Source organism: Sulfidibacter corallicola, assembly GCF_017498545.1.
In the GTDB taxonomy this organism is placed as follows: domain Bacteria; phylum Acidobacteriota; class Holophagae; order Acanthopleuribacterales; family Acanthopleuribacteraceae; genus Sulfidibacter; species Sulfidibacter corallicola.
Map to the genome: position 1 here is coordinate 2,763,948 of NZ_CP071793.1, position 23,847 is coordinate 2,787,794.

Annotated in this window: 16 protein-coding genes; 10 read left to right on the forward strand and 6 right to left on the reverse strand. The window is 59.8% G+C overall.

What is annotated here, in order from left to right; genetic code table 11:
- Nucleotides 1-22: 22 nt before the first annotated feature.
- From J3U87_RS07910 to cobT, 3 genes are all read right to left on the reverse strand, one after another.
- Nucleotides 23-640: a histidine phosphatase family protein gene (locus J3U87_RS07910; protein ID WP_237382497.1), complete on the reverse strand. Its 618-nt coding sequence runs from the start codon at nucleotides 638-640 to the stop codon at nucleotides 23-25.
- 809 nt (nucleotides 641-1,449) lie between these two features.
- Complete coding sequence (locus J3U87_RS07915) at nucleotides 1,450-2,277, reverse strand: adenosylcobinamide-GDP ribazoletransferase (protein ID WP_237382498.1); 828 nt, start codon at nucleotides 2,275-2,277, stop codon at nucleotides 1,450-1,452.
- Complete coding sequence (gene cobT / locus J3U87_RS07920; protein ID WP_237382499.1) at nucleotides 2,270-3,307, reverse strand: nicotinate-nucleotide--dimethylbenzimidazole phosphoribosyltransferase; 1,038 nt, start codon at nucleotides 3,305-3,307, stop codon at nucleotides 2,270-2,272. Before cobT ends, J3U87_RS07915 begins: the two co-directional genes overlap by 8 nt.
- A gap of 474 nt (nucleotides 3,308-3,781) precedes the next feature.
- On the opposite strand from cobT, the gene J3U87_RS07925 reads away from it, so the two are divergent.
- From J3U87_RS07925 to J3U87_RS07945, 5 genes are all read left to right on the forward strand, one after another.
- A complete protein-coding gene (locus J3U87_RS07925) occupies nucleotides 3,782-5,131 on the forward strand; it encodes a sulfatase (RefSeq protein WP_237382500.1) in 1,350 nt (449 codons plus the stop codon).
- A 250-nt stretch (nucleotides 5,132-5,381) separates the two neighbouring features.
- Complete coding sequence (gene cutA, locus J3U87_RS07930; protein ID WP_237382501.1) at nucleotides 5,382-5,711, forward strand: divalent-cation tolerance protein CutA; 330 nt, start codon at nucleotides 5,382-5,384, stop codon at nucleotides 5,709-5,711.
- A 203-nt stretch (nucleotides 5,712-5,914) separates the two neighbouring features.
- Entirely contained in the window at nucleotides 5,915-6,502 is a 588-nt protein-coding gene (gene pgsA / locus J3U87_RS07935) for a CDP-diacylglycerol--glycerol-3-phosphate 3-phosphatidyltransferase (protein ID WP_237382502.1), read from the forward strand.
- A complete protein-coding gene (locus J3U87_RS07940; protein WP_237382503.1) occupies nucleotides 6,483-7,277 on the forward strand; it encodes a DUF502 domain-containing protein in 795 nt (264 codons plus the stop codon). The genes pgsA and J3U87_RS07940 overlap by 20 nt, the downstream gene beginning before the upstream one ends.
- Nucleotides 7,278-7,320: 43 nt before the next feature.
- Nucleotides 7,321-8,400: a lysylphosphatidylglycerol synthase transmembrane domain-containing protein gene (locus J3U87_RS07945; protein ID WP_237382504.1), complete on the forward strand. Its 1,080-nt coding sequence runs from the start codon at nucleotides 7,321-7,323 to the stop codon at nucleotides 8,398-8,400.
- 1,182 nt (nucleotides 8,401-9,582) lie between these two features.
- On the opposite strand, the gene J3U87_RS07950 is transcribed toward J3U87_RS07945, so the two are convergent.
- The 3 genes from J3U87_RS07950 to J3U87_RS07960 all read right to left on the reverse strand — a co-directional run bounded on the left by J3U87_RS07950 (nucleotide 9,583) and on the right by J3U87_RS07960 (nucleotide 13,609).
- Nucleotides 9,583-10,746 carry a LysM peptidoglycan-binding domain-containing protein gene (locus J3U87_RS07950; RefSeq protein ID WP_237382505.1) on the reverse strand — a complete coding sequence of 388 codons (1,164 nt, stop codon included), beginning with the start codon at nucleotides 10,744-10,746 and terminating at the stop codon, nucleotides 9,583-9,585.
- A gap of 353 nt (nucleotides 10,747-11,099) precedes the next feature.
- Nucleotides 11,100-12,248 (reverse strand): acyl-CoA dehydrogenase family protein, encoded by a 1,149-nt coding sequence (locus tag J3U87_RS07955; RefSeq protein ID WP_237382506.1) that lies wholly within the window; start codon nucleotides 12,246-12,248, stop codon nucleotides 11,100-11,102.
- Between the two features lie 596 nt (nucleotides 12,249-12,844).
- Nucleotides 12,845-13,609, reverse strand: a complete 765-nt coding sequence (locus J3U87_RS07960) for a hypothetical protein (RefSeq protein WP_237382507.1) — start codon at nucleotides 13,607-13,609, stop codon at nucleotides 12,845-12,847.
- 394 nt (nucleotides 13,610-14,003) lie between these two features.
- On the opposite strand from J3U87_RS07960, the gene J3U87_RS07965 reads away from it, so the two are divergent.
- From J3U87_RS07965 to J3U87_RS07985, 5 genes are all read left to right on the forward strand, one after another.
- Nucleotides 14,004-15,269 (forward strand): amidohydrolase family protein, encoded by a 1,266-nt coding sequence (locus J3U87_RS07965; RefSeq protein ID WP_237382508.1) that lies wholly within the window; start codon nucleotides 14,004-14,006, stop codon nucleotides 15,267-15,269.
- A gap of 216 nt (nucleotides 15,270-15,485) precedes the next feature.
- Nucleotides 15,486-17,225 (forward strand): DNA polymerase, encoded by a 1,740-nt coding sequence (locus tag J3U87_RS07970; RefSeq protein WP_237382509.1) that lies wholly within the window; start codon nucleotides 15,486-15,488, stop codon nucleotides 17,223-17,225.
- Nucleotides 17,226-17,453: 228 nt separating this feature from the next.
- A complete protein-coding gene (locus J3U87_RS07975; protein ID WP_237382510.1) occupies nucleotides 17,454-18,662 on the forward strand; it encodes a hypothetical protein in 1,209 nt (402 codons plus the stop codon).
- A gap of 451 nt (nucleotides 18,663-19,113) precedes the next feature.
- A complete protein-coding gene (locus J3U87_RS07980) occupies nucleotides 19,114-20,301 on the forward strand; it encodes an Ig-like domain-containing domain (protein WP_237382511.1) in 1,188 nt (395 codons plus the stop codon).
- Between the two features lie 220 nt (nucleotides 20,302-20,521).
- A complete protein-coding gene (locus J3U87_RS07985; RefSeq protein WP_237382512.1) occupies nucleotides 20,522-23,746 on the forward strand; it encodes a diguanylate cyclase in 3,225 nt (1,074 codons plus the stop codon).
- Nucleotides 23,747-23,847: the final 101 nt, after the last annotated feature.

Genomic DNA, 23,847 nt, shown 5'->3' on the forward strand with positions numbered 1-23,847 from the left:
GGCCAGGCGGCCTTGGCCAGGATCATTTGGAGGGGGGCCGGGGAAGTGGACCGAGATCACCGCCCGGCGAAAGGCCGACTCGATTGACGAAATCGACCCGAGCCCAGTCCCGCGCCACGCCGATCTTGGTCACGCTGTTGTAGTCGAGCTGAAAACGGGCCGCGATGTGGGGAGCCAAACCCGCGAGCACGGCGAGCAGGGCCTTGATCACGCCGGCGTGGGTGAAGATCACGACGGGCTGCGCAGATTCCGGCCGAAGCCGGTCGCCCCAAAACTCTCGAACGCGTTCGATCACCTCGAAAAAGGATTCTCCATCCGGAGGACGGTACGCCACGATGTCGGCGACCCATGCATCGACTTCCGCGCGCGGGATGGCACGCCACAGCCGGTTTTCCCAAGAACCGAAATCCATCTCGCGAAGCCGGGCATCGCGTGGGGCTTGGGACTCGTAGAGGTCGGCCATTTGGGTACAGCGCCCCAAGGGACTGGTCCAGACCTGCGCGTCGCCGGACTCGGGCAACAGCGAAAGCGCGGCACGCGCACCTTTCTGCCATTCGGGAATCAGCGGAACGTCGCTGCTTCCATAGCAGTGGGAACCTTTTGTATGAACCGGAGGGTGACGAACGAGGAAGATTTCCATCTTCGACTCCAGGGTGAAGGGTCACTGCGACGACCTTAATGAATTTCGGTTCGTTTTTGAAGTGGGAAGTCCCTCCCGGCGTGACGCGGAATCCGTGACCAGCACAATGCGGCTCGACGCCGTTTCCTCCGCGACCTCTCTTGAAACGACTCTGCCCGGAGTTCTCGAATGCCGAGGGATTCGTCGTGCCAGGTAGGTTCATCCGCCGGATGAACTAGTCGAAGTAATCCAGGCTTCGAAAGATCGAATCGTAAAAGAGCGAAGCAGAGAAGTCCGGCCTCTGGATCTCTCGATGATCGATTTCGATCTTTGCTCAACCTACAGGCTTTACGTCTCTTGCGCGCGTGCAGGCTCTCCGAATCGGCTCACTTCGCGTTTTTTCTTTTCCGAAATCGAGCGGGCTTGCCCCTCGTCCGCGACCTTGTTATGCAACAAACTATGTAAAACTCGAAGATAAAGCCAAAAACCTAAAAATGCGGTTGTGCGGGAAGTTCGTCAATAAATGTCGGCACAGCGGGCCAACCTACCGCCATCGCAACCCTCTCCATGAGGCGGGTACTCCTGAATTATGAGCTTCGACTACTGGTGACACAGCTTGCCGACGTCCACGCTTCGCTCTTGTGACAACTGGCTTTTTGCGGCTTGCGTCACTTCGAAATGTCGGCCCAGCGGGCCAACCTACCGGGCACGACGCCCCTTTCGTAAATGCGGGAACTCCCAAGAGATTCGCTTCGATTAGTTTCTGATCTGAAACCCAGGCCCCCGGCCTAGGCGGAGGCTCCGTAGTAAAAATCCGAAGTTACCGCCGCTCAGGATAAAAAAGCAAGCAGACCCAGGTAGGTGGCCACCTCGCCGATCTGCTGGATCGCACCGAGGCAGTCGCCGGTGTACCCACCGATCTCGCGTCGAAACCGCAGGTACAGGCAGATACTGACCAACGCGACCACCGCAAGCGGCATCACCACCAGAGGCAGAGGTAGCAGTGCGAGGGGCAGACTCCCCCAAAGCACCGCCAACCCGAGCCCGAACGTGGAAAGGCCGGTGGCCATCGGCTTGACCTTGCTGGTCAGGTCGGCGCGGGCATAGCTTCCGCGGTAGATGATCAAAACCGGCCCGAGCCGGCTTGCGGCATGAGCCACGATCAGGGCGACCGCCACCCGGCTCGGTTCGCCCAGATGGGCCAGGGCCGTCACCTTGAGTCCCAGGACCAAACCAAGCCCGAGCGCGCCGAACGTACCCAACCGCGAATCCTTCATGATCTCGAGAATACGGTCGCGCCCCCAACCGCCTCCGAAACCATCGCACACATCGGCCAAACCATCCTCGTGGAACCCGCCCGTGAGCAGCACCGTGGCGACCACCGACAGCAGGACCGCGATCCAGGTCGGCCAAACCAGGGCGGCCAGCCAGAAAACGGCCGCCCCCACCGCCCCGACCAGAATGCCCACCAGAGGGAAGTAGGCCGCGGACTGGTTGAGGAAGACCTCGGAATAGCGAACCCATCGCGGAACCGGAATTCGCGTGAAAAACATGAGGGCGTTGAAGAACACGTGGCCCTGTTCCGCCAGTCGAAACGGCGGGCAGGCGCGCGACGCGGCGAATGCTCGCTCGGTCGCGGCGGGCCGGTCCTCATTCATCGGCGCGGCTCACGCCGGCATCGTCGAACGAGGCCATGTCGCTCATGAAGGCGCAGGCCGCCCGCAAGATCGGAATCGCAAGCGCCGCCCCGGTGCCTTCACCCAGGCGCATATCCAACTGAAGCAGAGACTTGCGATCCAGAAAACGAAGCATGTCGCGGTGGCCGCGCTCGTTGGAGCAATGCCCGAAAAAGCAATAATCCAGGACAGGGGGAGATATTTTCTGGGCGACCAACAGGGCCGCGGTCACGATGAAGCCGTCGACCACGATGCTCATGCCGAGGCGGGCCGCAGCCAGCATGCCACCGCAAATCATGGCCAGTTCGAAGCCGCCGTACTGCTGCAGCGCGGCCAGCGGCGTCCGGCAGTGAGGCACGCGGGCGGCAGCCTGTTCCAAGATCGCCAATTTGCGGGCCACACCGGATTCGTCCAAGCCGGTGCCGCGCCCCACGCAGGATTCCAAGGGCAGACCCGTCATGAGGTGCATCAATACGGCCGCGGACGAGGTGTTGCCGATCCCCATTTCGCCGAAACCCACCGTGTTGCAACCGTCCTCGGCGAGCGTTTCCACCAGGTGTTCGCCAGTGGCCAGGGCCGTCTCGCACTGTTCGAGCGTCATCGCCGGCGCCACCAAAAAGTTGGCGGTACCCATGGCGATCTTGCGATCGATGAGATTTGGGTGCGACGGCACATCTCCAGCGATCCCGGCATCGACGATTTTCAGATCGATACCGTGCAGTCGGGCGAACACGTTGATCGCGGCTCCACCGGAGATGAAATTGAGCACCATCTGGCGAGTGACCGCGGAGGGATAGGAACTGACTCCTTCGGCGGTGATGCCGTGGTCTCCGGCGAAGACCAGCCAACTGGGCCGAACGATTCGGGGCTTCATCTTCCCTTGAATGAGCGCCAGTTGCAGGGCCGCGGATTCGAGCATGCCCAGTGAACCGATGGGTTTGGTTTTGTTGTCGATGAAATGCCGCACTTCGCGCTCCCGATCGCGCGAGACGGGCGGAACGGACCACCGCATGGCAGCTCCTTGAAGGGAAAAATCGGTAACGAACAAGCATCCGGAAGCGCGCCGATTCGCCGAGGCCCGAACGCCCGGGGCCCAAAAGATCGGATCCCGAATGGTCGGACTAAGCATCACGCTTCAACAATAATTCTATTTCCAGGCGCTTAGATAACAACTACCACCAGCGAACAGCTCCTGTCCAGTGGGCTCGTGTCGCAAAAACGGAGATCACCCAAAGCCGGATAAGCTCCCACGATTCCATATCAATTAGAGATCGCAAGACAGGAATCTTAACAGATCGAGCGCCGACGTATGAAAAAACTGGATCGGGTGCTTTCCCATGAAGCGCCGATCACGGCTTCGGACAGGTTCCCTCCTCTCCCGCCGAACCTTATTTCACCTCGTGAAACTTGGTAATCACGAGGAATCTGTGATTACAATTGACGTATACCTACCACTGGAAATCAGTTCAAGGAGCGTCAAAACTCATTGCAATACCGTGTGCTTGTCTACATCGCCTTTTTGATATGGACGGGTTTCTGTTTTGCCGGCAATCCACATCCAGCGGTCGAACAGGTAAAGACCCCGAACATCTTGATTCTCTCCGTCGACACCCTTCGGAGCGACCGGCTCTCGGCCTACGGCTACGAGCGCCCCACGTCGCCGAACATCGACCGCCTGTTGGCCCGCGGCCTGCGGTTCGAGCGGGCGCGCACGGTGGAGCCGCTCACGGCCCCGGCCTGCATTTCGATGCTGACGGCGCTCTATCCCCACGAGCACGGCAGCTCTCGCAACGGCGTCCCGATGTTGCCGGACCTGTCATCGCTGCCGAAACTGCTGCGAGCCCAGGGGTACGCCACCGCCGCCTTCGTCAGCAATTGGACCCTGCGCACCAAGTTGACGGGTCTGGGCGAACATTTCGACCACTACGGGGAAGTGTTCACGCGGAAACGCTGGTTCGGCATGTTGTTGAGCGAGGCCACCGCGGAAGACATCTCCGAAAACGCTGCGACCTGGCTGAACCATCGCGATCGCGAAAAGCCGTTTTTGCTGTGGGCCCATTACAGCGAGCCCCACGCGCCCTATCGTTTCCACCGCAAGTTCGCCGGCCGCCTGGGCATTCCCAAACAGGAGAAGGCCACCCAATCGGATCGCTACGATACCGAAATCGCCTTCACCGACCATCAAATCCAGTTGCTGTTGGATCGCCTGGAAGAAGAAGGTGTGATCGACGACACGTTGATCGTGTTTCTCTCCGACCACGGCGAGAGCCTCGGCGAGCATCGATACTGGGGTCACGGCCGCAACCTCTACGAACCCTGCCTGCGCATTCCCATGGGCCTGATCTGGCCGGGGGTCATCGAGCCGGGAACCGTGTATCGGGCGCCGGCGATGAACCTGGACATCCCGCCGACCCTGTTGGGTTTGATGAACATGCCCATCCCCCACCATTACCGCGGTTTCGATTGGAGCGCCGTCATTCGCGGCAACAGCCCACCGCCGACCACACGCACGACCTACCACCAGGCCCATCGCGGTGCGGTCCAGTCGCTGAAGGCGGCCGAACGCGGCAGGCGACGCGGCCTGTTGGAAGTGGGCATTCTGTCCGGCGGCGTCAAGGAAAGCCTGCGGGTCCGCAGCCAAACCCTGCGGCTGTTCGACCTCGAGAACGATGCCGCGGAGTTGGCCAATCTGGCACCACGCAAGTCCAAGCCTTCCAAAGCGTTGGAGACATGGGCCCTCGAAGTGGAGCGCGGCTTGAACCAGGCGAGTGAGAACGATCTCCACCTCGCCGACGAGGATCTGGAGATGCTGCGATCGCTGGGTTATATCGACTGATCGGCCGTGGGTCCGGCCCGACTCGATCGGGATCGCAAAGAGCGCATCCAGCAAGGATTTTTGATGCGGTCGACCACCGGTGCGGCCGGTGTCCCGCCGCCCCGCATGCCGAGACCCTTCCGCAAAGGGGTCCAAAAAGCTTTGATTTATGGCCGTTTACGTTGGGCCACCCGCGCTTGTGTAAAGCTTGACAGTCAAAAAATTCCAAACCTATAATCCTTCAGTGCAAAATGGCACGAGGTTTTCAAACATGACAGATGCCATCATGGTCATTACGACCGTCGGTTCAGAACAGCAAGCGATCACCATTGCCGAAGAGTTGATTCAACAGGAACTCGTCGCTTGCGTGAACATCTTGCCGACCATGCGCTCGATCTACCGCTTCAAGGGTAAGGTTTTCGACGATGAGGAAAACATGCTCATCCTCAAAACCACCCGCGACCTGTTTACCGATGTCTCGGCGGTCATCTCGCAGCTCCATACCTACGAAGTTCCCGAAATCGTGGCCTTTTCCGTGGAACATTGCAAAGACGAATTCCTCGACTGGATTCGCCAAAACGTTCGCAAAACCGGTCGCTAGTCCCGTCGAGAGCCATTTTGTGGCATGGCTCACCAGGCCCAGGCGCCTCCATCATTGAGTCTACATTCTCGTATGATCGTCACTGATTTCGTGTTACTCTTTCGCCAAATTTGGGTCCGCTGCCGGATGCGCTTTCCGTTCATGTTTCCCAAGCCTCGGAGGGCTTTGGTTTTGGATTACAAGATCAAAGAAGAGTTGTCGCCATGAACGGTCCTACCAAACTTACCCTGCTGCGCATCGCGCTGATCCCCTTCATCTTGATTTTCAGCTACATGGATTCCCCCTGGAATAGCTGGGTGTCCTTGGCCATTTTCCTGATCGCCTCGTTGACCGACTGGTTGGACGGCTACCTGGCCCGCAAAAACAATCAGATCACCATGCTCGGCAAACTCTTGGATCCCCTCGCCGACAAGCTCCTGGTGCTGACCGCCTTCCTGGTGATTCTCGAGCACCGGTTCGTGCCGGCCTGGTTGGTGATTTTCATGATCGGCCGCGAAATGGCCATCACCGGGTTGCGGGCCTTTCTCGCCGCCGAGCGGATCGTGCTGGCGGCCGGGCAGACGGGAAAATGGAAGATGACGTTTCAGGTCATTGCATTGTCATTTTTGTTTGTCGGTGGTGTGTCCGATATTTTCTTGAAGATCGGTTTGTATGCCGCCTATGCGGCGTTGTTACTCTCCTTGGTTTCCGCCTACCTATACGTGGCCAAATTTTGGGCACTTCTCGGTGAGAAGATCATGGCCGAACAAAACCAAAAGGGATCTCAGAAACATGGCCAAAGCGACCGATAAAACCCGACCCCACAAATTGCGCAAATTCTTTCTGACGGGACTTCTGTTTCTGTTCCCGATCGGTGTGACCTATTGGGTCCTCAGCATCCTCATCAGCAAGACCCAGGGATATGCCCGTCCCTTCGTCGAGCGGTTTCTGCAATTTTTCGTCGTGGGTTTCGAAGTGCCGAGCTGGCTCGTCACTTTCGTTTCCCTGATCCTGGTCCTGGTTTTCACCATCCTCGTGGGCTGGCTCGCCAGCTTCTATTTCGGCAAGAAATTCCTGGATCTCATCGACAAACTCATGCTCCGCCTGCCCGTGGTGCGCAGCGTCTACGGCGGCACCAAGCAAATCATCGACGCCCTCTCGTTCCAGCGGACGGCCGGATCGTTCAAGAAAGTCGTCATGCTCGAATACCCCAAGAAGGGGACCTGGGCCATGGGGTTCATCACCAACGAAAACCTGCCGGCCGCCAAGAACCTGTTCGGCCAGCCCATGGTCAGCGTCTTCATGCCCAGTACGCCCAACCCGACCACCGGCTTTCTGCTGTATTACGACCCCCGCGAGCTGTGGGTCCTGGACCTGAGTGTGGAAGAAGCCGTCAAATTGATCGTCAGTGCCGGTTTGGTCCTGCCGCAGGGACTTCGCAAAACACCCTACCCCATCGCCGAGGAACTGATCGAGCTCCATCCCGACCTGGTGAAGCCCGCAAATCCGGAGCCGGCGGTATCCGCGGATCCAGAGCGCGCGGATGCGGCGTCCGCGGACAGGGTGTCCGAGCTCACCTCGAAATGAGGGACGCACCTCCCCGCACCCCAATCAAGGACACGAAGTAGCATTGCCCGATATCCAAAGTCACACCGAGCCGAAGGCTGCCCGAAAAGCCAAACCCCGATGGGGCATTTGGCTTCAGTTCATCCTGGTGGCGCTGTGTCTCGGCTACGTCATCCGCAATGTTCTGGAACTGGGACCCATGCGCGTGTGGGAAACGGCCCGCCAGGCCGATTCGACCTGGCTGGCGCTCTCGCTGCTGCCCTTGGTGGGGCGCTTCCTGGTCTGGGCGGTCAAGTGGTTTCTCATGCTGCGGCGCGAGCACCGGTTCGTGTGGTCCGACATCTTTCACCTCATCATGGTGAACAACTTCCTGAATCTGGTGACCCCTTCGGCCAAGCTCGCCGGCGGCCTGTTCCGCGGCTTCTACCTTGCCAAGACCTGTGACTGGCCCATGCGCCGCGCCTATGGCTGGACCCTGGCCGACCAAATCTCCATGCTGCTGGGGAACCTGTTCCTGTTCGGGATCTTGGCACTGTGGTCGGGCCTGTTTTTGGATGTGAAGCTGGCGGGCGGCACCTTGCCCATCCTGGGTGGGCTGTTGCTCATGGGTCTGGCGGCGCTGGTCTGGGGACGCGCCCATTTGTGGCGCGGCATCAGCAGGCCGCACATCCAGGCGAAACTGGATCGTTGGGTGCCCAACCGGTTCCTGCTGGAGTCCAATGGTGAGACGCGCCAGTGGCTGGCTCCCCTTTTGGGCCCGTTGCTGACCTCGGGAACCCGCGGTCAATGGTTCCGAGTGGAAATCTTTCTGTCCGCCTGCTCTTTCGCGATGTTGTGTCTCTCCAACGCATTGGTGTTGAAGTCCCTGGGGATCACCAGCGCGATCCCGCTCGTCGCGGTCATTCTCATGCTGGCCTATTTCGGAGGCACCATCGTGGGTGTCATGGGCGGCATCGGGGTCACCGAAGTATTCCTGATGACCCTCTACCCCTTGGCGGGCATTCCCGAGACGGCCGCCGCCGCGGGCGCGCTGCTGCACCGCGCCTCGTTTTACCTGATCACCCTGTCGATCGGTAGCGTGTCGTTTTGGATGAAGGGCCGGGCGCTGAAGGCCGCCATCCGGAGCCAGAAGGCGGTCGCCTGAGCCCATCGAAGCGATTCGGGCAGGAATTCCCGCATGTTTTGGGAGGCGTCGTGCTGTGGGTAGGGCACGGCCGGTAGGGCACGGCCGGTAGGGCACGGCCGGTAGGGCCGCTGGCCCGACATTTCGAAGCGACTAACCCAGGAGTTCCCGCATGTAGAGAGTGCCGTGATGGCGGTAAGTTGGGCCGCTGGCCCGACCCTTCGAAGCGACTAACCCAGGAGTTCCCGCATGTAGAGAGTGCCGTGATGGCGGTAAGTTGGGCCGCTGGCCCGACATTTCGAAGCGACTCCGTGACAAGTTTGCACACACCTCGAGCGCGGAGCTCATTTTTTCCGATTCACCCGACGATCGAAGGCGAAGGTTCACAGGACCCGCATTTAGTGAGAGCCGCAGCGCTTGTAGGTGGAGCAGCTTGCTCCACCAATCGAAGCTCACCATTTTGGAGTACCCGTATCCCCCAGAGTGTCGTAGGTCAGGGCCCGCACGGTCGCTGGGCCGACTTTTTCAAGCGACTCGGCAACAATTTTGTGCCCCCCTTAGGAGCGAAGCCCCTGTATTCGCTTGGCAGACCCCCATCGAAGTGTGTCCGTAGGAAGAGCCCGTGGGAAATCAGGCCAGTCGGGTCATCAGTTCGCTTTACCGACCTTGATTAATCCGCCGACGCGGAAGCGGGCTCGCAACGATGTCGCGTACCCACCAGGGAAACACGGCTATTGAAAACGTCTCTTTCGGCATACGTGGTTCTCTGGCTCGCCATACTTCGACTAACACAGGGGACGGGCAGAACACGCTTCGCTCACCTGCGTAATCACCTGTGGCATCTTGGGTTGCTTCGATTGGTGGAGCAGGCTGCTCCACCTACAGGCCCAACGCCACCCTCGGGTTACGGGTTTTTCGTACCGCCGTCTTCGATGAACGCGGATATGCCGAGGTCCACGCTTCGCTCTTGTGACAACTGGCTTTTTGCGGCTTCCGTCACTTCGAAATGTCGGCCCAGCGGGCCAACCTACCGCCATGGCAACCCTCTCCATGAGGCGGGTACTCCAAAATGACGACCTTCGTTTGGTGGAGCAGCTTGCTCCCCCTCCTCGTAACGAGCGGGAACTCCTCGCATGAATCAGGGCATAAAAAAACCGGCTCTCGTGGGAGAGCCGGTTTTTTTGTTGGTTCGAACTGCGGTGATTACTCGCTGCCACCACCACTTTGCGAAAAGGCGTTGGTGTAGGGAACCACCCGGTCACCCACGTGGATATCGGTGACACCTTCGATGATTTTGACCACGGTCGACTTGGGACCCGTTTTCAGTGCGACAGCCTGTCCCAGGTACAACTCGGGGAGGATGATGCCGGCCCGGTTGTTGTTGGAGGGATTGTCGCGGAAAATGACGAAGAGATCGCCAGGCGCCACGTTTTCCTCGATGCCCAGGTCCACGTTGGCCAGATGACCTTTACCGAAGGACATGACGTCATCCTCGGAAATGATGATCCGACCCGAATCGTCGACGTTGATGCCCTGGTAGCGATCGATGACAGGTAATTCGGTGATCAGCGGGATGGGTTCCTGCTCGTAAGGCACCAGGAAATCACCGATCTTGGCCTCGCTACAACCGTCGATCACGATGGCCGTGCAGCTAGATCCCTGAACCGCCAGAACCTTGGCTCGACCGACCTGATCCACGGCCATGCCGAGGAACTTGCCGCCGAAGCGCTTGCCGGGATCGGTCACCGGCCGCAGAACGCGACGCAGGCTGTAGATTTGACCGGCCTTCACGCCGAAGTCCTGACCCTTGTTCAAGTAGATGATGTCATCGGTACCGTAGTAGCGGATGGTGCGGTTTTCGCCGCCCATCACCTGAAAATCGAACGGCAATTTTTCGTTACGCGATCCCATCGGGTAGAGATAGGTGGAACACTCCATGTCCGAGCGGTCACCGGCCGGGAGGATCACGAACTCGCTGGAATCGTCGAGGAAACTGGTTTCCTCGGAGCGGTCGGAAACGGAATCGCCATCGTCCTCGGAAGCCTCGGCGAATTCCTCCATTTCGGTGAACTCGCCGGACGTGCCGTCGCCATCGTCGGTGGTGTCGGAGATCGACTCATCGGTCACCACGACACCGATATCCAGGAAAACGGGATCGCCGGGGTAAATCAGATCGGGGTCTTTAATGTAGGTGTTGGCCTGATAGAGTTGGGGCCAAAGAAGCGGATCATTGAGGTAACGCGCGGCCAGATCCCACAGGGTGTCGCCATCCTGAATGATATGGTACTTGGTTCCCTCGGGGATTTGTTTGGGATAGTCATATGGAGACCAGTGGTCTTCCACCTGAATCTGAGCCCACGCGGTCATGGCTCCTAGGAAGAAGCACAACAGCATTCCTCGTCTCAAATACCCCATGATCATCCGAAGCTCCTTGAATTTGAATAAAGCTAGTAATTTTAACCACAGCATAAAATCTAGCCCTGGGGATGTCAAGTCGTTGAGAGCAAATGCCTAACGAATCATCCAAGACAACATTTTTCGCCTCGTGGGTACGCAAAAGCTAACCCTGTTATCGGTAGCATTTCCCAAAACAATATACCTATGCGATGAGAAATCTCACATGGCAGGGCTTTACCACTACTTCTTCGGTGACAACCACTTGTAAAATGAACGCCTTTGCGGGCGCGAGCGGCATCCGGGCCACCCCGCCCGCAGGCGAATCAACCCAATGCCAGCTTGGCGATGGTATTGAGCTGCATGAAGGAGGTTCCTTCGTAGATCTTGCCGATTTTGGCGTCGCGATAGAACTTCTCGGCCGGGTACTCCTTGGAGTAGCCGTATCCACCGAACAGCTCCAACGAGCGAGAGGTGATCAATTCAGCCGCTTCGGAGGCCTTCAGCTTGGCGATGGCCGCTTCGCGAAGGAAAGATTGGCCCATGTCCTTGAGACGGGCGGCGTTGTAGACCAACAGTCGGGCGGCCTCCAACTCGGCTTCCATGCGTGCGATTTCGTGCTGCACCGCCTGGAAGGTGGCGATCGGCTGACCGAACTGAACCCGTTCCTTGGCGTAGGCGACGGCCGCGTCCAGAGCGCCGCGCGCCAGACCGATCATCTGGGCACCGATGCCGATACGCCCCTCGTTCAGGGTTTCGATGGCGACCTTGTAACCCTTGCCCACTTCGCCCAACACGTTCTCCTTGGGAACCTTCATGTCCTCGAAGGAAAGTTCCATGGTCGACGAGGCGCGAATGCCCAGCTTGCTCTCCTTCTTGCCGCGACGGAACCCTTCGAAGCTGTCTTCGACGACGAAGGCGGTGATGCCGCGATAGCCGGCTTCGGGATTCACGTTGGCGAACACGATGAAGATGCTCGCTTCCAAGCCGTTGGTGATCCACAGCTTGCTACCGTTCAGCACGAAGTGGTCACCCATGTCCTTGGCGGTGGTCTTGAGGGCGAAGGCATCGGAACCGGAGGCCGGCTCCGAGAGGCAGTAGGCGCCCAGGCGCTTGGTGGCCAACTGCGGGAAATACTTGGCCTTCAACGAATCGCTGCCCCAGTTGTTGACCGCGTTGTTGACCAGCGTGTTGTGGACATCCACCAGTACGCCGCAGCTCGGATCGACGCGGCTCAGGGCTTCGATCACGAGGATTGCACTGAAAAAGCCCGACTCCAGCCCCTCGTATTGTTCGGGGATCTCGATGGCCATGTAATCGTTTTCAAAAAAATCGGCGATGAATTCGGACTCCATTTTTTCCGATTCATCCATCTCGTGTACCTTGGGTTTGATCTTTTCCAAGGCGTATTCATAAACGGAATCGTAGAGGAGCTGCTCTTCTTCACTCAATACCGTCAATGCTTGAACGCTCATAGATTTAGTCTTCCTTTTTCTGAGATTGAGCCCGGCAGCAAACGACCCCACCGGGTCTCCCTCCCCGGCCGCATTGCACACTCCTGGACGGCCAGATCACCGGGTGAGCACTTCGCTGTTGTCATTCCGTGCGGTTTTCCATTCTAGCAGAGTTTGGCATGGGAAGGCCCCGTCAGGACCCGCTTTGCGCGAGTTTCACGGCGCCGTTTCGGAAGGGGCGCGCTGAATCCGATCCGGCACGGTTTTTGGCAAAAGACCCTTTCCACCACCGAGTCGCCGCCCAGGCCGGGGGCCGGATTGCCGGACCACCGGGTTTCAGGTGGGTAACTAATCGAAGCGAATCGTTTGGGAGTTCCCGCATTTGTGAGAGGGGCGTCGTTGCAGTAAGTTGGCCCGCCGGGCCGACATTTTTCGACGAACTCCCCGCACATCCGCCTTTTTAGGTTTTTATCTTTATCTTCGAGCTTTACAGAGTTTGTTACATATAGAGTTCGCAGAGATCGCGGAGACCTGACGCCTGAAACCTGATTGCTGAAACCGCGCCCATCCGGCGATCCGTTTTCTATAAGAGCCGACGTGCGGGCCGGATGGGCGCCTCAGACGGCCGTATCCACGCGGCTTGCGGTGGGCGTGTCGAAGCCCGCCCCGAAGACGCGAACGGCCAAATGCCATTGGCACGCCAGGGTCACCATCGCCGCCCAAATGCCGGCCAACAGGCCGAACACGGCCAGGGATCCCGAGACGGCGTCCAGGCGCCCCGCTTCCCGTAGATCGCCCATCAATTTGAACCAGTCGTCGGCGATCAGCACCCCCGCCGGCCAATCGGGTCGCATCGCCTCCGCCAATTGGGTGAAGACCAGTGAAACCAATTCGTAGTAATCTCCGGTCACCGACATCAGCGGCACGAACGCCAACACCATGCCGACCGAGAAGAGCGGCGCCCAGTTTCGCCGCCGCGACAACTCCAGCAACAGGATGCCGGGCAGGCTGAGCACGTAGGGCGCGAGATCCACGAGGGCGTAAACCCAGTAGTTGGGCGTGGTGAAGCCGGTCAACTGGCCGGCGTATTCGCTCTCGGCCACCACGAATGGAAAAATCCGCGCCAGTAGATGGCCTCCGTATTGGGGTTTCAAGGCCAGCTCGGTCACCGTGCCGCCTCCGGCAAGACAGGCCCCAACGTGTAGCAGTTCATGAATCGGCGTATAGATGTGCCAAAAGATCACCAAACTGACGAGCACCACCAGCAACGTGCGGGTACCGCCCTTGTCCAGCAAACTCTCGAAGCAGGCCAAGGCGTGTAAAAACAAGGGTTTAAAAATACACCAAGGCATCAGATACCATTTCCAGATGTGCTGCTTCACGATCGGTTCACTCCCTTTCGTCGCGGGTGATCGGCCCTTGGCGACAGGGCCGGATTTCCTTGCCAAATCTAAGAAAATAGAACCTTAGCACGAGCGGCCCGGAATCCGAGGGTCAAATCCCCATCGGCAGCGCCCGGACACCGGCACCGCTGCCAAGAATCCGTGACCTCGCTCGATCGACGAGCGAATCCGGACGCTATTTCAGCTTGGGTTTCAGTCTGAACGGCGCCCTCTTCAGTTTGCTCCAAAGCCGAACTTCCGCACGTAACACCCATGATTCAATAGCTTTGTCGACTTTAAGGCAACTTTGAGAAGAAAAAGTGACGCATGCGTCGATAATCCCGCTCAATGCCGCGCCCCCTTCGACGGGGGCATGGCCAGAGGAGGAATTCACATGGTTACCACGCCCTCGATTCGTCACTTCCGATCCGCCTTGCACCGCCTGCTGGTTCTCTGGATCCCGATCCTTGCAGCACCCGCGCTGGCCCACGGCGATCCCGCCGATTTCGACCTGAACCGTTTCTTCAGTGGAGAGGAATGGGTCACCGACCAACACATCTTCGATCCCGTCTACCGGGACCAGCCGATTCAGGCGATCGACATGCACATGCACTCCGGTCGCTTCGAGAACATGGGCCCCTTGGGCCAACAATTCGTACTGGACGCGATTCCCCTGCCGCTGCCCGAAGATCTCAAGCGCGCCCTCGCCGGCACCATCGCCGCCCTGACCCGCGATCCCTACACGCCGTTCGTCGGCATCAAGAACGAGTGCCGTCGGGCCGGCGTGGTCGCGGCGGTCCTGTTCGCGGTGTACACACCCGAAGCATGGGGCATCGAGGACAACGAAACGGTGATCGACTACCTGGACGACGCCCGCAATCGCTATCTCGGCGTGCCGTATTTCTATGGGTTCGCAAGCCTGAACCAAACGGACTGGGAGACGCGCGAAGCGGACGAGTTGAGCCGGTTGCGACAGGCGCTGACACATCCCAAGATGGTGGGCATCAAATTGGCGTTCGCCCACAATGTGGAGCCCCTGGACAATCCGGCCTTCGACTCGATCTACCGGGTCGCAGCCGAATTCGACGCCCCGGTGTACCACCACATCGGCTCGAGCCCGCTGCGCAGCTTCGAGGATTTCGAGGATGATGCCGCACGTGAACGCTACTACCGCAGTTTCTATCCGTCCTTCGTGGAAGGGACGCTGCGCCGCTTCCCCCAGGTTCGCTTCATCCTGGGTCACATGGGATACGACTTCAACGACGAGGACGTGGACGGCATCGACGAAGTGTTCCGCCTGGCTCGCCAATATCCCAACGCCTACCTGGAGATATCCGCGTTGGGCACCGAAAGCCACGATCCGGACGGTTCGCAGATGGACCGAATCCTGGCCACGGCCAAGCAATCGGGCCTGATCGACCGCGTCATCTACGGATCGGACGGACCCGGTTTCCCCGGTGCGACGCAAAAATACCTGGAGCGCACCCTGGCCTCGATGGAGCGGGTCGGCTACAGCTACGAAGAGGCGCGCGCGGTTTTGTCCGGCAACTTTCTGGCCGTCACGAAACTGAACCGGCGCACCGACTTCAAGCTGGCCCCGGCTCGGATGCGGGCACCGCAAAACGATCGCCAGCCGCGAGAGGAGGCCGCGGCGAACTGAGTCCCCTTCCCGGAAGACGCACCTCACCGCCCCCGATCCGGCCGCATGCAACCGCGCCGCCGTGAGTTCGGCACCGGCGAACCCCGCATTTTTCATGGGTCACGACCCTCCAGCCAGGGACACCGTGAGAAATGCGGGTCGGCGGGTTAGAATGGTTGCCCGATCGTCCCCCACGGAACGCATCGGCGAGCACGGTACATCGGAACGGGTGGTGACATGGCGTTGATTCACATGACCAAACAAGCGCATTTGGCGGATTTCCAGCGGGTGATGCAGGCCAAGGTGGTCGCCATCGCGTTGAAGACCGCCCAGCCCGAACCGGCCAACCCATGGCGTTCGCCGATGCGCTGGATCCAGGTGGCGACCCGCGAGGACATCTTCATCATCGACGCCGGTTCGGTCGATTGTCGCGACGCCATGGTGCCCCTACTGGAAGATCCGAACATTCTCAAGGTGTTCCACCACGCCAAGTTTGCCGCACGCCACTTTCTGCAGCGGTGGAACGCGGCTCCTCGACCACTTTTCTGTACCTATCACGCCGGTCAACTGTTGGCGATGGGCCGACGCGGCTTTCAGCACCGTTTGAGAGATCTCGCCGAGCGCTTTCTGCAAAGCTCTCCCGAACCGACCTGGGAGCTGCTGTGGGAGCGCGACGAGATCGACGAGGATTTGATTCAGGCCGCCGCCGACGAGGCGGAACTGCTGCTGGACCTACACCAGGCGATGAACGCGGCGATCGCCACCCACAAACTGAAGCGCGTCACCAGCCTGGAATTTCGAACGGTGGTTCCGGTCGCGGCCATGGAACTGCGCGGCATTTTCGTGGATCGCGAGCGCTTGAAGCCCCTGACCACGAGCCTCCAAGCGGAGTTGGATGCATTGGAAACCGAGGTCAAGCAGCACCTGCGCGACCCCGAGAGCCTGTTCGAGGATGAAAGCTTCCTCAACCTACATTCGCCCAAGCAGTTACTGCCGGCGCTCCAACGGGCGGGCGTGGAGGTGCGCGACACATCGGAACACCAGCTTCGCCCCTATCTCGACAAACACCCCTGGCTGAAGTCGCTCCTGGCTTATCGCCATCGCTCGATCGTGCTCAACACGCTGCACCAACTGGAGCAGGCGATCGCTCCCGAAACCGGTCGAGTCCACGCCACCTATCACCAGATCGCCAGCCCATCGGGCCGTTTCGCCTGCAGCGACCCCAACATCCAGCAGGTGCCGCGCGAAGCCGAAGTGCGTTCCTGCATTCGACCCGAGCCCGGCTATCGCTACGTCATGGCCGATTATTCCCAGGTGGAACTGCGGGTGGCGGCGGGGCTGTCGCAGGATCCGGTCATGATGGAGGCCTACCGCAACGGCGAGGACCTACACCGGCTGACGGCGGCCCTGACGATGGGCAAACAACCCGACCAGGTCACCTCGTCGGAACGCCAGGCCGCCAAGGCCATCAATTTCGGTTTGATTTACGCGATGGGCGCGGCGGGCCTTCAGGCTTCGGCCAAAAACTCCTACGGGGTCGCACTTTCCATGGAGGAAGCCACCACCTTTCGCGACCGGTTCTTCCAGAACTACCACGGCATCGCCCGTTGGCAGCAGCGACTGGGCGAGGAAGGACGGCGCCGCGGTTACGTGCGCACGGCCGGCGGCCGCCTGCGCTCCTACCAGGGCGAGAAGATGCGCATCACCGAAATGCTCAACACCCCGGTTCAGGGCACCGCCGCGGAAGGCCTGAAAAGTGCGCTGTGCATCTTCTGGGACAAAGTGAAGGCGGCCGAACTGGACGCGGCCATCGTCGCCATCATTCACGACGAAATCATCGTCGAAGTGAGCGAGGACCAGGCCGAACAAGCCAAGGAGGTCCTGGTGGCATCGATGACCGAGGGTATCGCCTGGTTGGTGCCCGGTGTGCCCTTCGTAGCCGACGCGGCCCTGGCATCGAGCTGGGCCGAGAAATAGGTTTGGGACATCGGTCAAAAGTTCTCGTATGTTAGGGTGAGTCAATCCATTCCATTTCGCACCGACGGTCGAGATTCGGGTCCACATGAGCGGAAAACGGGCGCGCACCCGTGCTTTTTGCGCGTTCGTTCTCTCGAGTACCCACGACCCTTCGGTGATGGATCCATCCCCGAACCGCTTCTGGCTATTCATGCGGCTTTCGGACTCAAAATCCAAAGGGAGGAACCCTTGAGACACCAAGAGAACCATCTGAACCCGACTTTCGCCACTGCCAGACGTGGGGCCGGGCTTTCGGTCAAAGTGCTTCCGACATTGATTCTATTGAGCATGAGCCTATGGGCCCTGGCGGCAGCACCCGCCTACCGCGCCAATTTCGAACGAAAACCCCTTGAAGCCAAATCTTTGAGCGCCCTGGCCTTCGGCCCTGAAGGCATCCTGTTCGCCGGCGATTCGATCGCTGCCAGAGTCTACGCCATCGATACCGAAGACCGCACTCCGGCGTCCAACCAGGATCCGGTCAAACAGAACACGGATGTGGAGGGCACCATCGCCGCGCTGCTGGGCGTGCCGTCCAACGAGGTCATGATTCACGACATGGCCGTCAACCCGATTTCGCAGAACGTCTATCTCTCGGTTTCCCGCGGCAGAGCCCATTGGCAGTCGCACTTCTTCGTGCCCAACGACGTAGCCAACGCCACCATCCTGTTGCGCATGGACAAAACGGGCAAATTCGAGGAAGTCAAATTGGACAACGTGGCCCACACTTCCGCCGACATTCCCAATCCGATCGGCACCGACGCGGTCCACAGATGGAAAAAGACCAAAAAGAGATCGGACGTGATCTCCGATCTGGCGTTCCACGAGAACAAGCTCTACGTGGCCGGCCTTTCCAACGAGGAGTTCGCTTCGTCGATGCGCGTCCTACCCTTCCCCTTCGCCGGTAAATCGACCTCCACCAGCCTGGAGATCTTCCACGGCGCCCACGGAAAATGGGAAACGGCCTCCCCGGTCCGCACCTTCATCCCCTATTCCATCGACGGGAAACCCCACCTGCTCGCGGCCTACCTCTGCACTCCGCTGGTGTCGTTTCCGGTTTCCGACCTGAAAGACAAGGAACACGTGCGCGGCAAGACGTTGGCCGAGCTGGGTTCGGGCAACAATCCCCTGGACATGGTGGCCTTCGTACAGGACGGCAAACCCAAGGTCCTGTTGTCCAACAGCAACCGCACCCTGATGATTTTCGACGCGGGCGACATCGCCTCCATGAAGGACGGCATCACCAAGGAAGTGCCGCACAAGGCCGGGGTTCCCTACAAGGACCGGTCCGGTGCCGGAGTACTCCAAATGGACGTGCTCAACGACAAGTACATCGTCATGATGCAGCGCGGCGCCGGCGGCAACCTGAACATGTACAGCTACGACAAGTCCTGGCTCTAGCGCGCGCCCGTCCGGCTTCGGGATCTCTGCTTCGGCAGGGATTAACGGGCTGGATGGTCGCGAACCGAACCTGAATAGATCGGGGTCCGCCCTCGCGAGGGGCGGATTCCATCGACCCAATCAGTCGGAAGCCACCTCGGCTCAATCCGCCGGAATCCGGTCGGGCGGAGTTGGTGTGCTCCGACCTGGCCATGGAGTTGTTCCGCCGATGATACGCCATTCGTTCCGTCACGATTCATGGGTTTCGAACCACGCGATCCCTTCGAGTTCGACCGTACCTCGCCTGGCTCGTACCTGGTCCTGTGGGGGCCGCTCTCCCCGAGTTCTGCGACGCGGGCTCTGCGCGACTTTCGCCCAAATGTTCGGCGGGCCGCCGAACCTACCGGGCACCACGAACCTTTTCGGGCTGCGGGAACGCCGAGCGCATGTACTTCGTTTTTGGGTGGTCACGATGTGTTGCCTGCTGGTGACGTCCTGGTCCTTCGGCGCGGGTTCCGAACCCTCGAATCCGATTCGTTTCGACACCTCTCGCGACACCGTCGCGGTGCAGGGCCTCTCGAGCGAGGTACTCGCCCAATTGAAACAAGCCACCACCAAAGACCTGGCGGCATCGCGAGTCCTGTCGGTCTACTTCACCGATGCGACCGAACGTCCTCCGGAAAACCTGCCGGCCATCATGGGAACCTTGGTCGTGACGCGGTCGACGCTGACCTTCCAGCCCAGATTTCCGTTCACTCGGGGCCATCCCCATCTGGCGGTCTTCGACGGCGAGGCACTCGCACTTCTACTGACGCGGTTGGGTGAAACGAGCGGTTCCACGCTCGCGAACCGGACCCTTCCACCCAAGACCACCGAAACCCACCGATTCTCGTTCAGCCCAATCCCCAAGACACCGGTGACCAAGGTCGAATCGATATACCCGCGAGTCCATACCCTGCCGGCCAACCAACTCAAATTGTACGTGGGGTTCAGCCGTCCCATGACCCGCGGCAATGCCTACCGCCACATCCAGCTCCTCGATCAGGACGGCCAACCCGCCAAGGCACCGTTCGTCGTGATTCAACAGGAGTTATGGGATCCGGAAGGCAAACGACTCACGCTTTTTTTCGATCCGGGCCGCATCAAACGCGGCGTGGAGCCGCGCTTGAGCGACGGTCTCCCCTTGAAGGAAGGTACACGCTACACGTTGACCGTCGCCAAAGAGATGATCGACGGTTCGGCCGCACCGCTGGTCGCCGATCACCGGTTTTCCTTCGAGGTGGGCCCCGAGGATCACGACTCACCCGATCCCAATCGTTGGCAGGTGAGCCGACCGACTCCCGGGACCCTGGAACCGCTCACCCTCCACTTCGACGAAGCCGTCGACATTCCGCTCGCGCTTCGGCTCGTTTCGGTGGTGTCCGACGGCCGGACACCAATGCCGGGCACCACCCAACCCACGCAAAACGACCAGTCCCTGCTTTTCGTTCCCGGGCAGGCCTGGAAACCGGGGACCTACACCCTCCTGGTCGACACCCGGCTCGAGGATCTGGCCGGAAACAACCTGGTGCGCGCCTTCGACATGCCCCTTCGACAAAATGCCGTCGGGGGACCGGATCATTACCTGCACGAAATCCCTTTTCGCATCGACGACCCTTGACTTGGCGTTCCTTTCTCACCAATCGGCTGGTCAGTCGAAGGTCAGGCTCGGGTATAATGGAGTCCAATTCCCAATCAGATGAATCCGAATCCCTCACAGGAGTTCGATCGACAACGGAATGACTCCCAATCGATGTCCCTGTCTCATCATCTTGTTTTTGTCGTGGGCTGCTTTGTGGGCAGGTCTCGCGATCCCGCATGCCCGCGCACAGGACGCCCCTGTGCCTTCGCGGCAGGCGCCAACGCCGGAGGCCAAGGCAGCGGAGAAGGGTTCCGAACTCGAAGCCTTGTTGGAGGAGGCCGGCAGGCTCAAAGACAACGATCCCGAGGCGGCCATCGCCCTGTCCAAACAGGTGCTCGGGCTTCTCCAAAAGCCCGCTCCCGGTGAGCGCGACCGGAAGCAGCTCCTGTTCGAGGCCCGCATCGTCCTGAGCCAGGCGGAATCGAATCGCGGCAATTACGCCAGAGCACTCGAGCAAGCCATCAAGGCCATCGGGGAAACCCGCGCCAGTGGCAACCGGAGCGGCCTGGCCCGGGCGCTCCGTCAGGCCGGCGTCGTTCACTACCTTCAATACGACAACCAAAAGGCCCTGGAATTCTACCTGGAAAGTTATCGCGTCCAGGAAGACCTGGACGATCCCGAGGAATTTGGCGGCCTGCTCAACAACCTGGGTTTACTTCATTTGAACCAGGGCGACTTGGACAAGGCGCTCAGGTACCTCAAGGAAGCGCGGGCGCTGGACGGCCAGGTCGATGCACCGCTGTTGATGTCCAAGACCTACCACAACTTGGGCTTGGTCTATGGCGAACGGGGCGAAAAGGATCTGGCCCTGGCCTCCTACCAGAAGAGCCTGGACTTGGCGAAATCCCTGGGGAACCGCATGGGCGAATCGATTCTGCTCAACAATATCGGCCTGCTCCACCAGAAGTCCGGTGACCTGGCCGAAGCGGAAAAGGCCTACCACGCGTCTTTGGCGATCAAGCGCGAGATCGGTTACCGACCCGGTGAAGCCGCCACGCTTCGCTACCTGGGGGAACTCCAATTGGCGAATCGTCAATTGGACAAGGCCCAATCCTCCATCGAGCAATCGCTGCGCATGGCCAGGCAGATCGACAATCCGGGCCTGGTGAAGGAATGCTCGCGGATTCTCTCGCAGATTTACGAGGAGAAAGGAGACTACAAGGCGGCCCTGACCCTCCGAAAGCGCCATGAGGCCCTGACGAACAAGCTTCTGGGTGAGAAGACCCGGGCGGACATCGAGCGCCTCCAAGCGGAGTTCGAACGGGCTCGACACCAAAAGGAAATCGCCGAGTTGCGCTCCCAAAACCAATTGAGACAGATGGAAACGCGCCGCCAGCGCACCTTTTTCCTCACGCTGGCCTCGTTCCTGGCGCTGTTGGTGACCATCCTCCTGCTGCTCTACTACTGGCGCGCCCAGAAAGCCCTGCTCGCCCAGGAAAGGTTGACCGTCGACAAGCTCAAGCAGCTCGATCGTTTGAAGAACGACTTCCTGGCCAACACCAGTCACGAGTTGCGCACCCCGATCAACGGCATCGTGGGTTTGACCGAATCGCTGTTGGCGGGCGCGGCGGGCCCCTTGGATCGCGGCGTGGCCCACAACCTTTCGATGGTGGCCTACAGCGGCCGGCGCCTGGCCAACTTGATCAACGACATCCTGGATTTCTCCCAACTGCGCAACAAGGACCTGGTATTGGATCGCAAGGCCGTCGACCTGCACGCCATTACCGATCTGGTCCTGACCCTCACCCGTCCCTTGATCGACACCAAAGACCTGGTGTTGCTCAACGCCATTTCCGAAAGCACCTTTTTCGCCGACGCCGACGAAAACCGACTACAGCAGATCCTCTACAACCTCATCGGGAACGGCATCAAATTCACCGATTCGGGCCACGTCAAAGTCAGTGCGCGAATGAAAGGGAACCGTATCGCCATTCGGGTCGACGATACGGGGATCGGCATTCCGGAGGAGCACCGCGAGCGCGTGTTCCACTCGTTCGAGCAACTGGACGGCAATACCAATCGCGGCTACGGCGGCACCGGATTGGGCCTCGCGGTCACCAAACGGCTGGTGCGGCTGCACGGCGGGGACATCGAGGTCCTGCCCAAGGAAGGACCCGGTGCCACGATCGAATTCACCCTGCCGGTCTGGCGCGGAGAAATCGAGGAGCTGCCGCTGGAAGCCAAAACCGTGGTCACCGCGGTCCATCGCATCCTGCCGGACGATCAGGCCACCGAAACCCCGATCGCGAAAATCGGCGGCAAAGACCGATTCCGGATCCTGATCGTCGACGACGAACCGGTCAACCGCCAGGTACTGCTCAACCATCTGTCCCTCCACGATTACGCCCTGGCCGAAGCCGCCAACGGGCCTTCGGCATTGCGCGCCTTCGAGGAGGGCAAGGGTTACGACCTGGTCCTGCTGGACATCATGATGCCGCGCATGTCGGGTTATCAGGTGTGCCACAAACTGCGCCAAACCCACTCGATGGCCGAGCTTCCGATCATCTTCCTGACGGCCAGGAACCAGTTGACCAACCTGGAGGCCGGTTTCGAGGCCGGTGCCAACGACTACGTCATCAAACCGGTATCGAAAAACGAGATTCTGCTGCGGGTACGCACCCAACTGTTGCTTCTACAGACCAATCGCGAGTTGGAAGCCCAGGTTCGCGAACGCACCGCGCAATTGAAGGAAAAGAACGAAGCGCTTCAGGAAATGAACCGCAAGCTGGAGCACATGAGCAGCACCGATCCGCTGACCGGCATGGGGAATCGCCGCTACCTGCGCAATTTCCTGGACAAGGACGTCAGCCAGATCCTGCGTCGCTATACCCAATGGGAAAAAGAACACGACGACTCGTTGCCGCCCAAGGCGACCCTCAATTTCCTGTTGATCGACTTGGATCACTTCAAAAAGGTGAACGATACCCACGGGCACGACGCCGGCGATCGCGTGCTCACCCAAATGAAGGGATTGATGAAAAAGGCCGCCCGCGAACACGACCTCCTGATTCGATGGGGTGGCGAGGAATTCCTGATCGTGGGACGCGAAACGGAACCCGAAGGCGCGACCCTCATGGCCGAACGCATGCGCAAGATCGTGGAGGATCACGCGTTCGATATCGGCGACGGCCAAACGATCAAACGCACCTGTTCCATCGGCTTCGTCAGCTTCCCGTTCTGGCCAAAGTACCCGCGCGCCTTGACCTGGGAGCAGACGCTGCGCATCGTGGATTCGGCCATGTACGCGGCAAAGAACACCAGCCGCAATGCCTGGGTGGGCATCAAGTGTACCGATCAGGATCCACCCCAACCCATCGACAAGCTTTTGCCACGCCTGTTCGAACGACCCGATCAGCTCGTGACGGAGGGATTCCTTCAAGTGGAAACCTCGATTCCAGCGGGACGGACACTCACCTGGCATTGAACCGCGTGACAGACATCACAAATGCGGACCATTTGGGCTGGTCGCTGACCTGCCAAATCGAAAAAAACGGCTTGGTTTCACAACCGCTTCATCGATCTCGC

What these genes read in the sequence shown, in the direction of transcription:
- J3U87_RS07910 (WP_237382497.1), bottom strand. Translation starts at nt 640, where the DNA reads ATGGAAATCTTCCTCGTTCGTCACCCTCCGGTTCATACAAAAGGTTCC.
- J3U87_RS07915 (WP_237382498.1), bottom strand. Translation starts at nt 2,277, where the DNA reads ATGAATGAGGACCGGCCCGCCGCGACCGAGCGAGCATTCGCCGCGTCG.
- cobT (WP_237382499.1), bottom strand. Translation starts at nt 3,307, where the DNA reads ATGCGGTGGTCCGTTCCGCCCGTCTCGCGCGATCGGGAGCGCGAAGTG.
- cutA (WP_237382501.1), top strand. Translation starts at nt 5,382, where the DNA reads ATGACAGATGCCATCATGGTCATTACGACCGTCGGTTCAGAACAGCAA.
- pgsA (WP_237382502.1), top strand. Translation starts at nt 5,915, where the DNA reads ATGAACGGTCCTACCAAACTTACCCTGCTGCGCATCGCGCTGATCCCC.
- J3U87_RS07940 (WP_237382503.1), top strand. Translation starts at nt 6,483, where the DNA reads ATGGCCAAAGCGACCGATAAAACCCGACCCCACAAATTGCGCAAATTC.
- J3U87_RS07950 (WP_237382505.1), bottom strand. Translation starts at nt 10,746, where the DNA reads ATGACCGCGTGGGCTCAGATTCAGGTGGAAGACCACTGGTCTCCATAT.
- J3U87_RS07955 (WP_237382506.1), bottom strand. Translation starts at nt 12,248, where the DNA reads ATGAGCGTTCAAGCATTGACGGTATTGAGTGAAGAAGAGCAGCTCCTC.
- J3U87_RS07965 (WP_237382508.1), top strand. Translation starts at nt 14,004, where the DNA reads ATGGTTACCACGCCCTCGATTCGTCACTTCCGATCCGCCTTGCACCGC.
- J3U87_RS07970 (WP_237382509.1), top strand. Translation starts at nt 15,486, where the DNA reads ATGGCGTTGATTCACATGACCAAACAAGCGCATTTGGCGGATTTCCAG.
- J3U87_RS07980 (WP_237382511.1), top strand. Translation starts at nt 19,114, where the DNA reads ATGTGTTGCCTGCTGGTGACGTCCTGGTCCTTCGGCGCGGGTTCCGAA.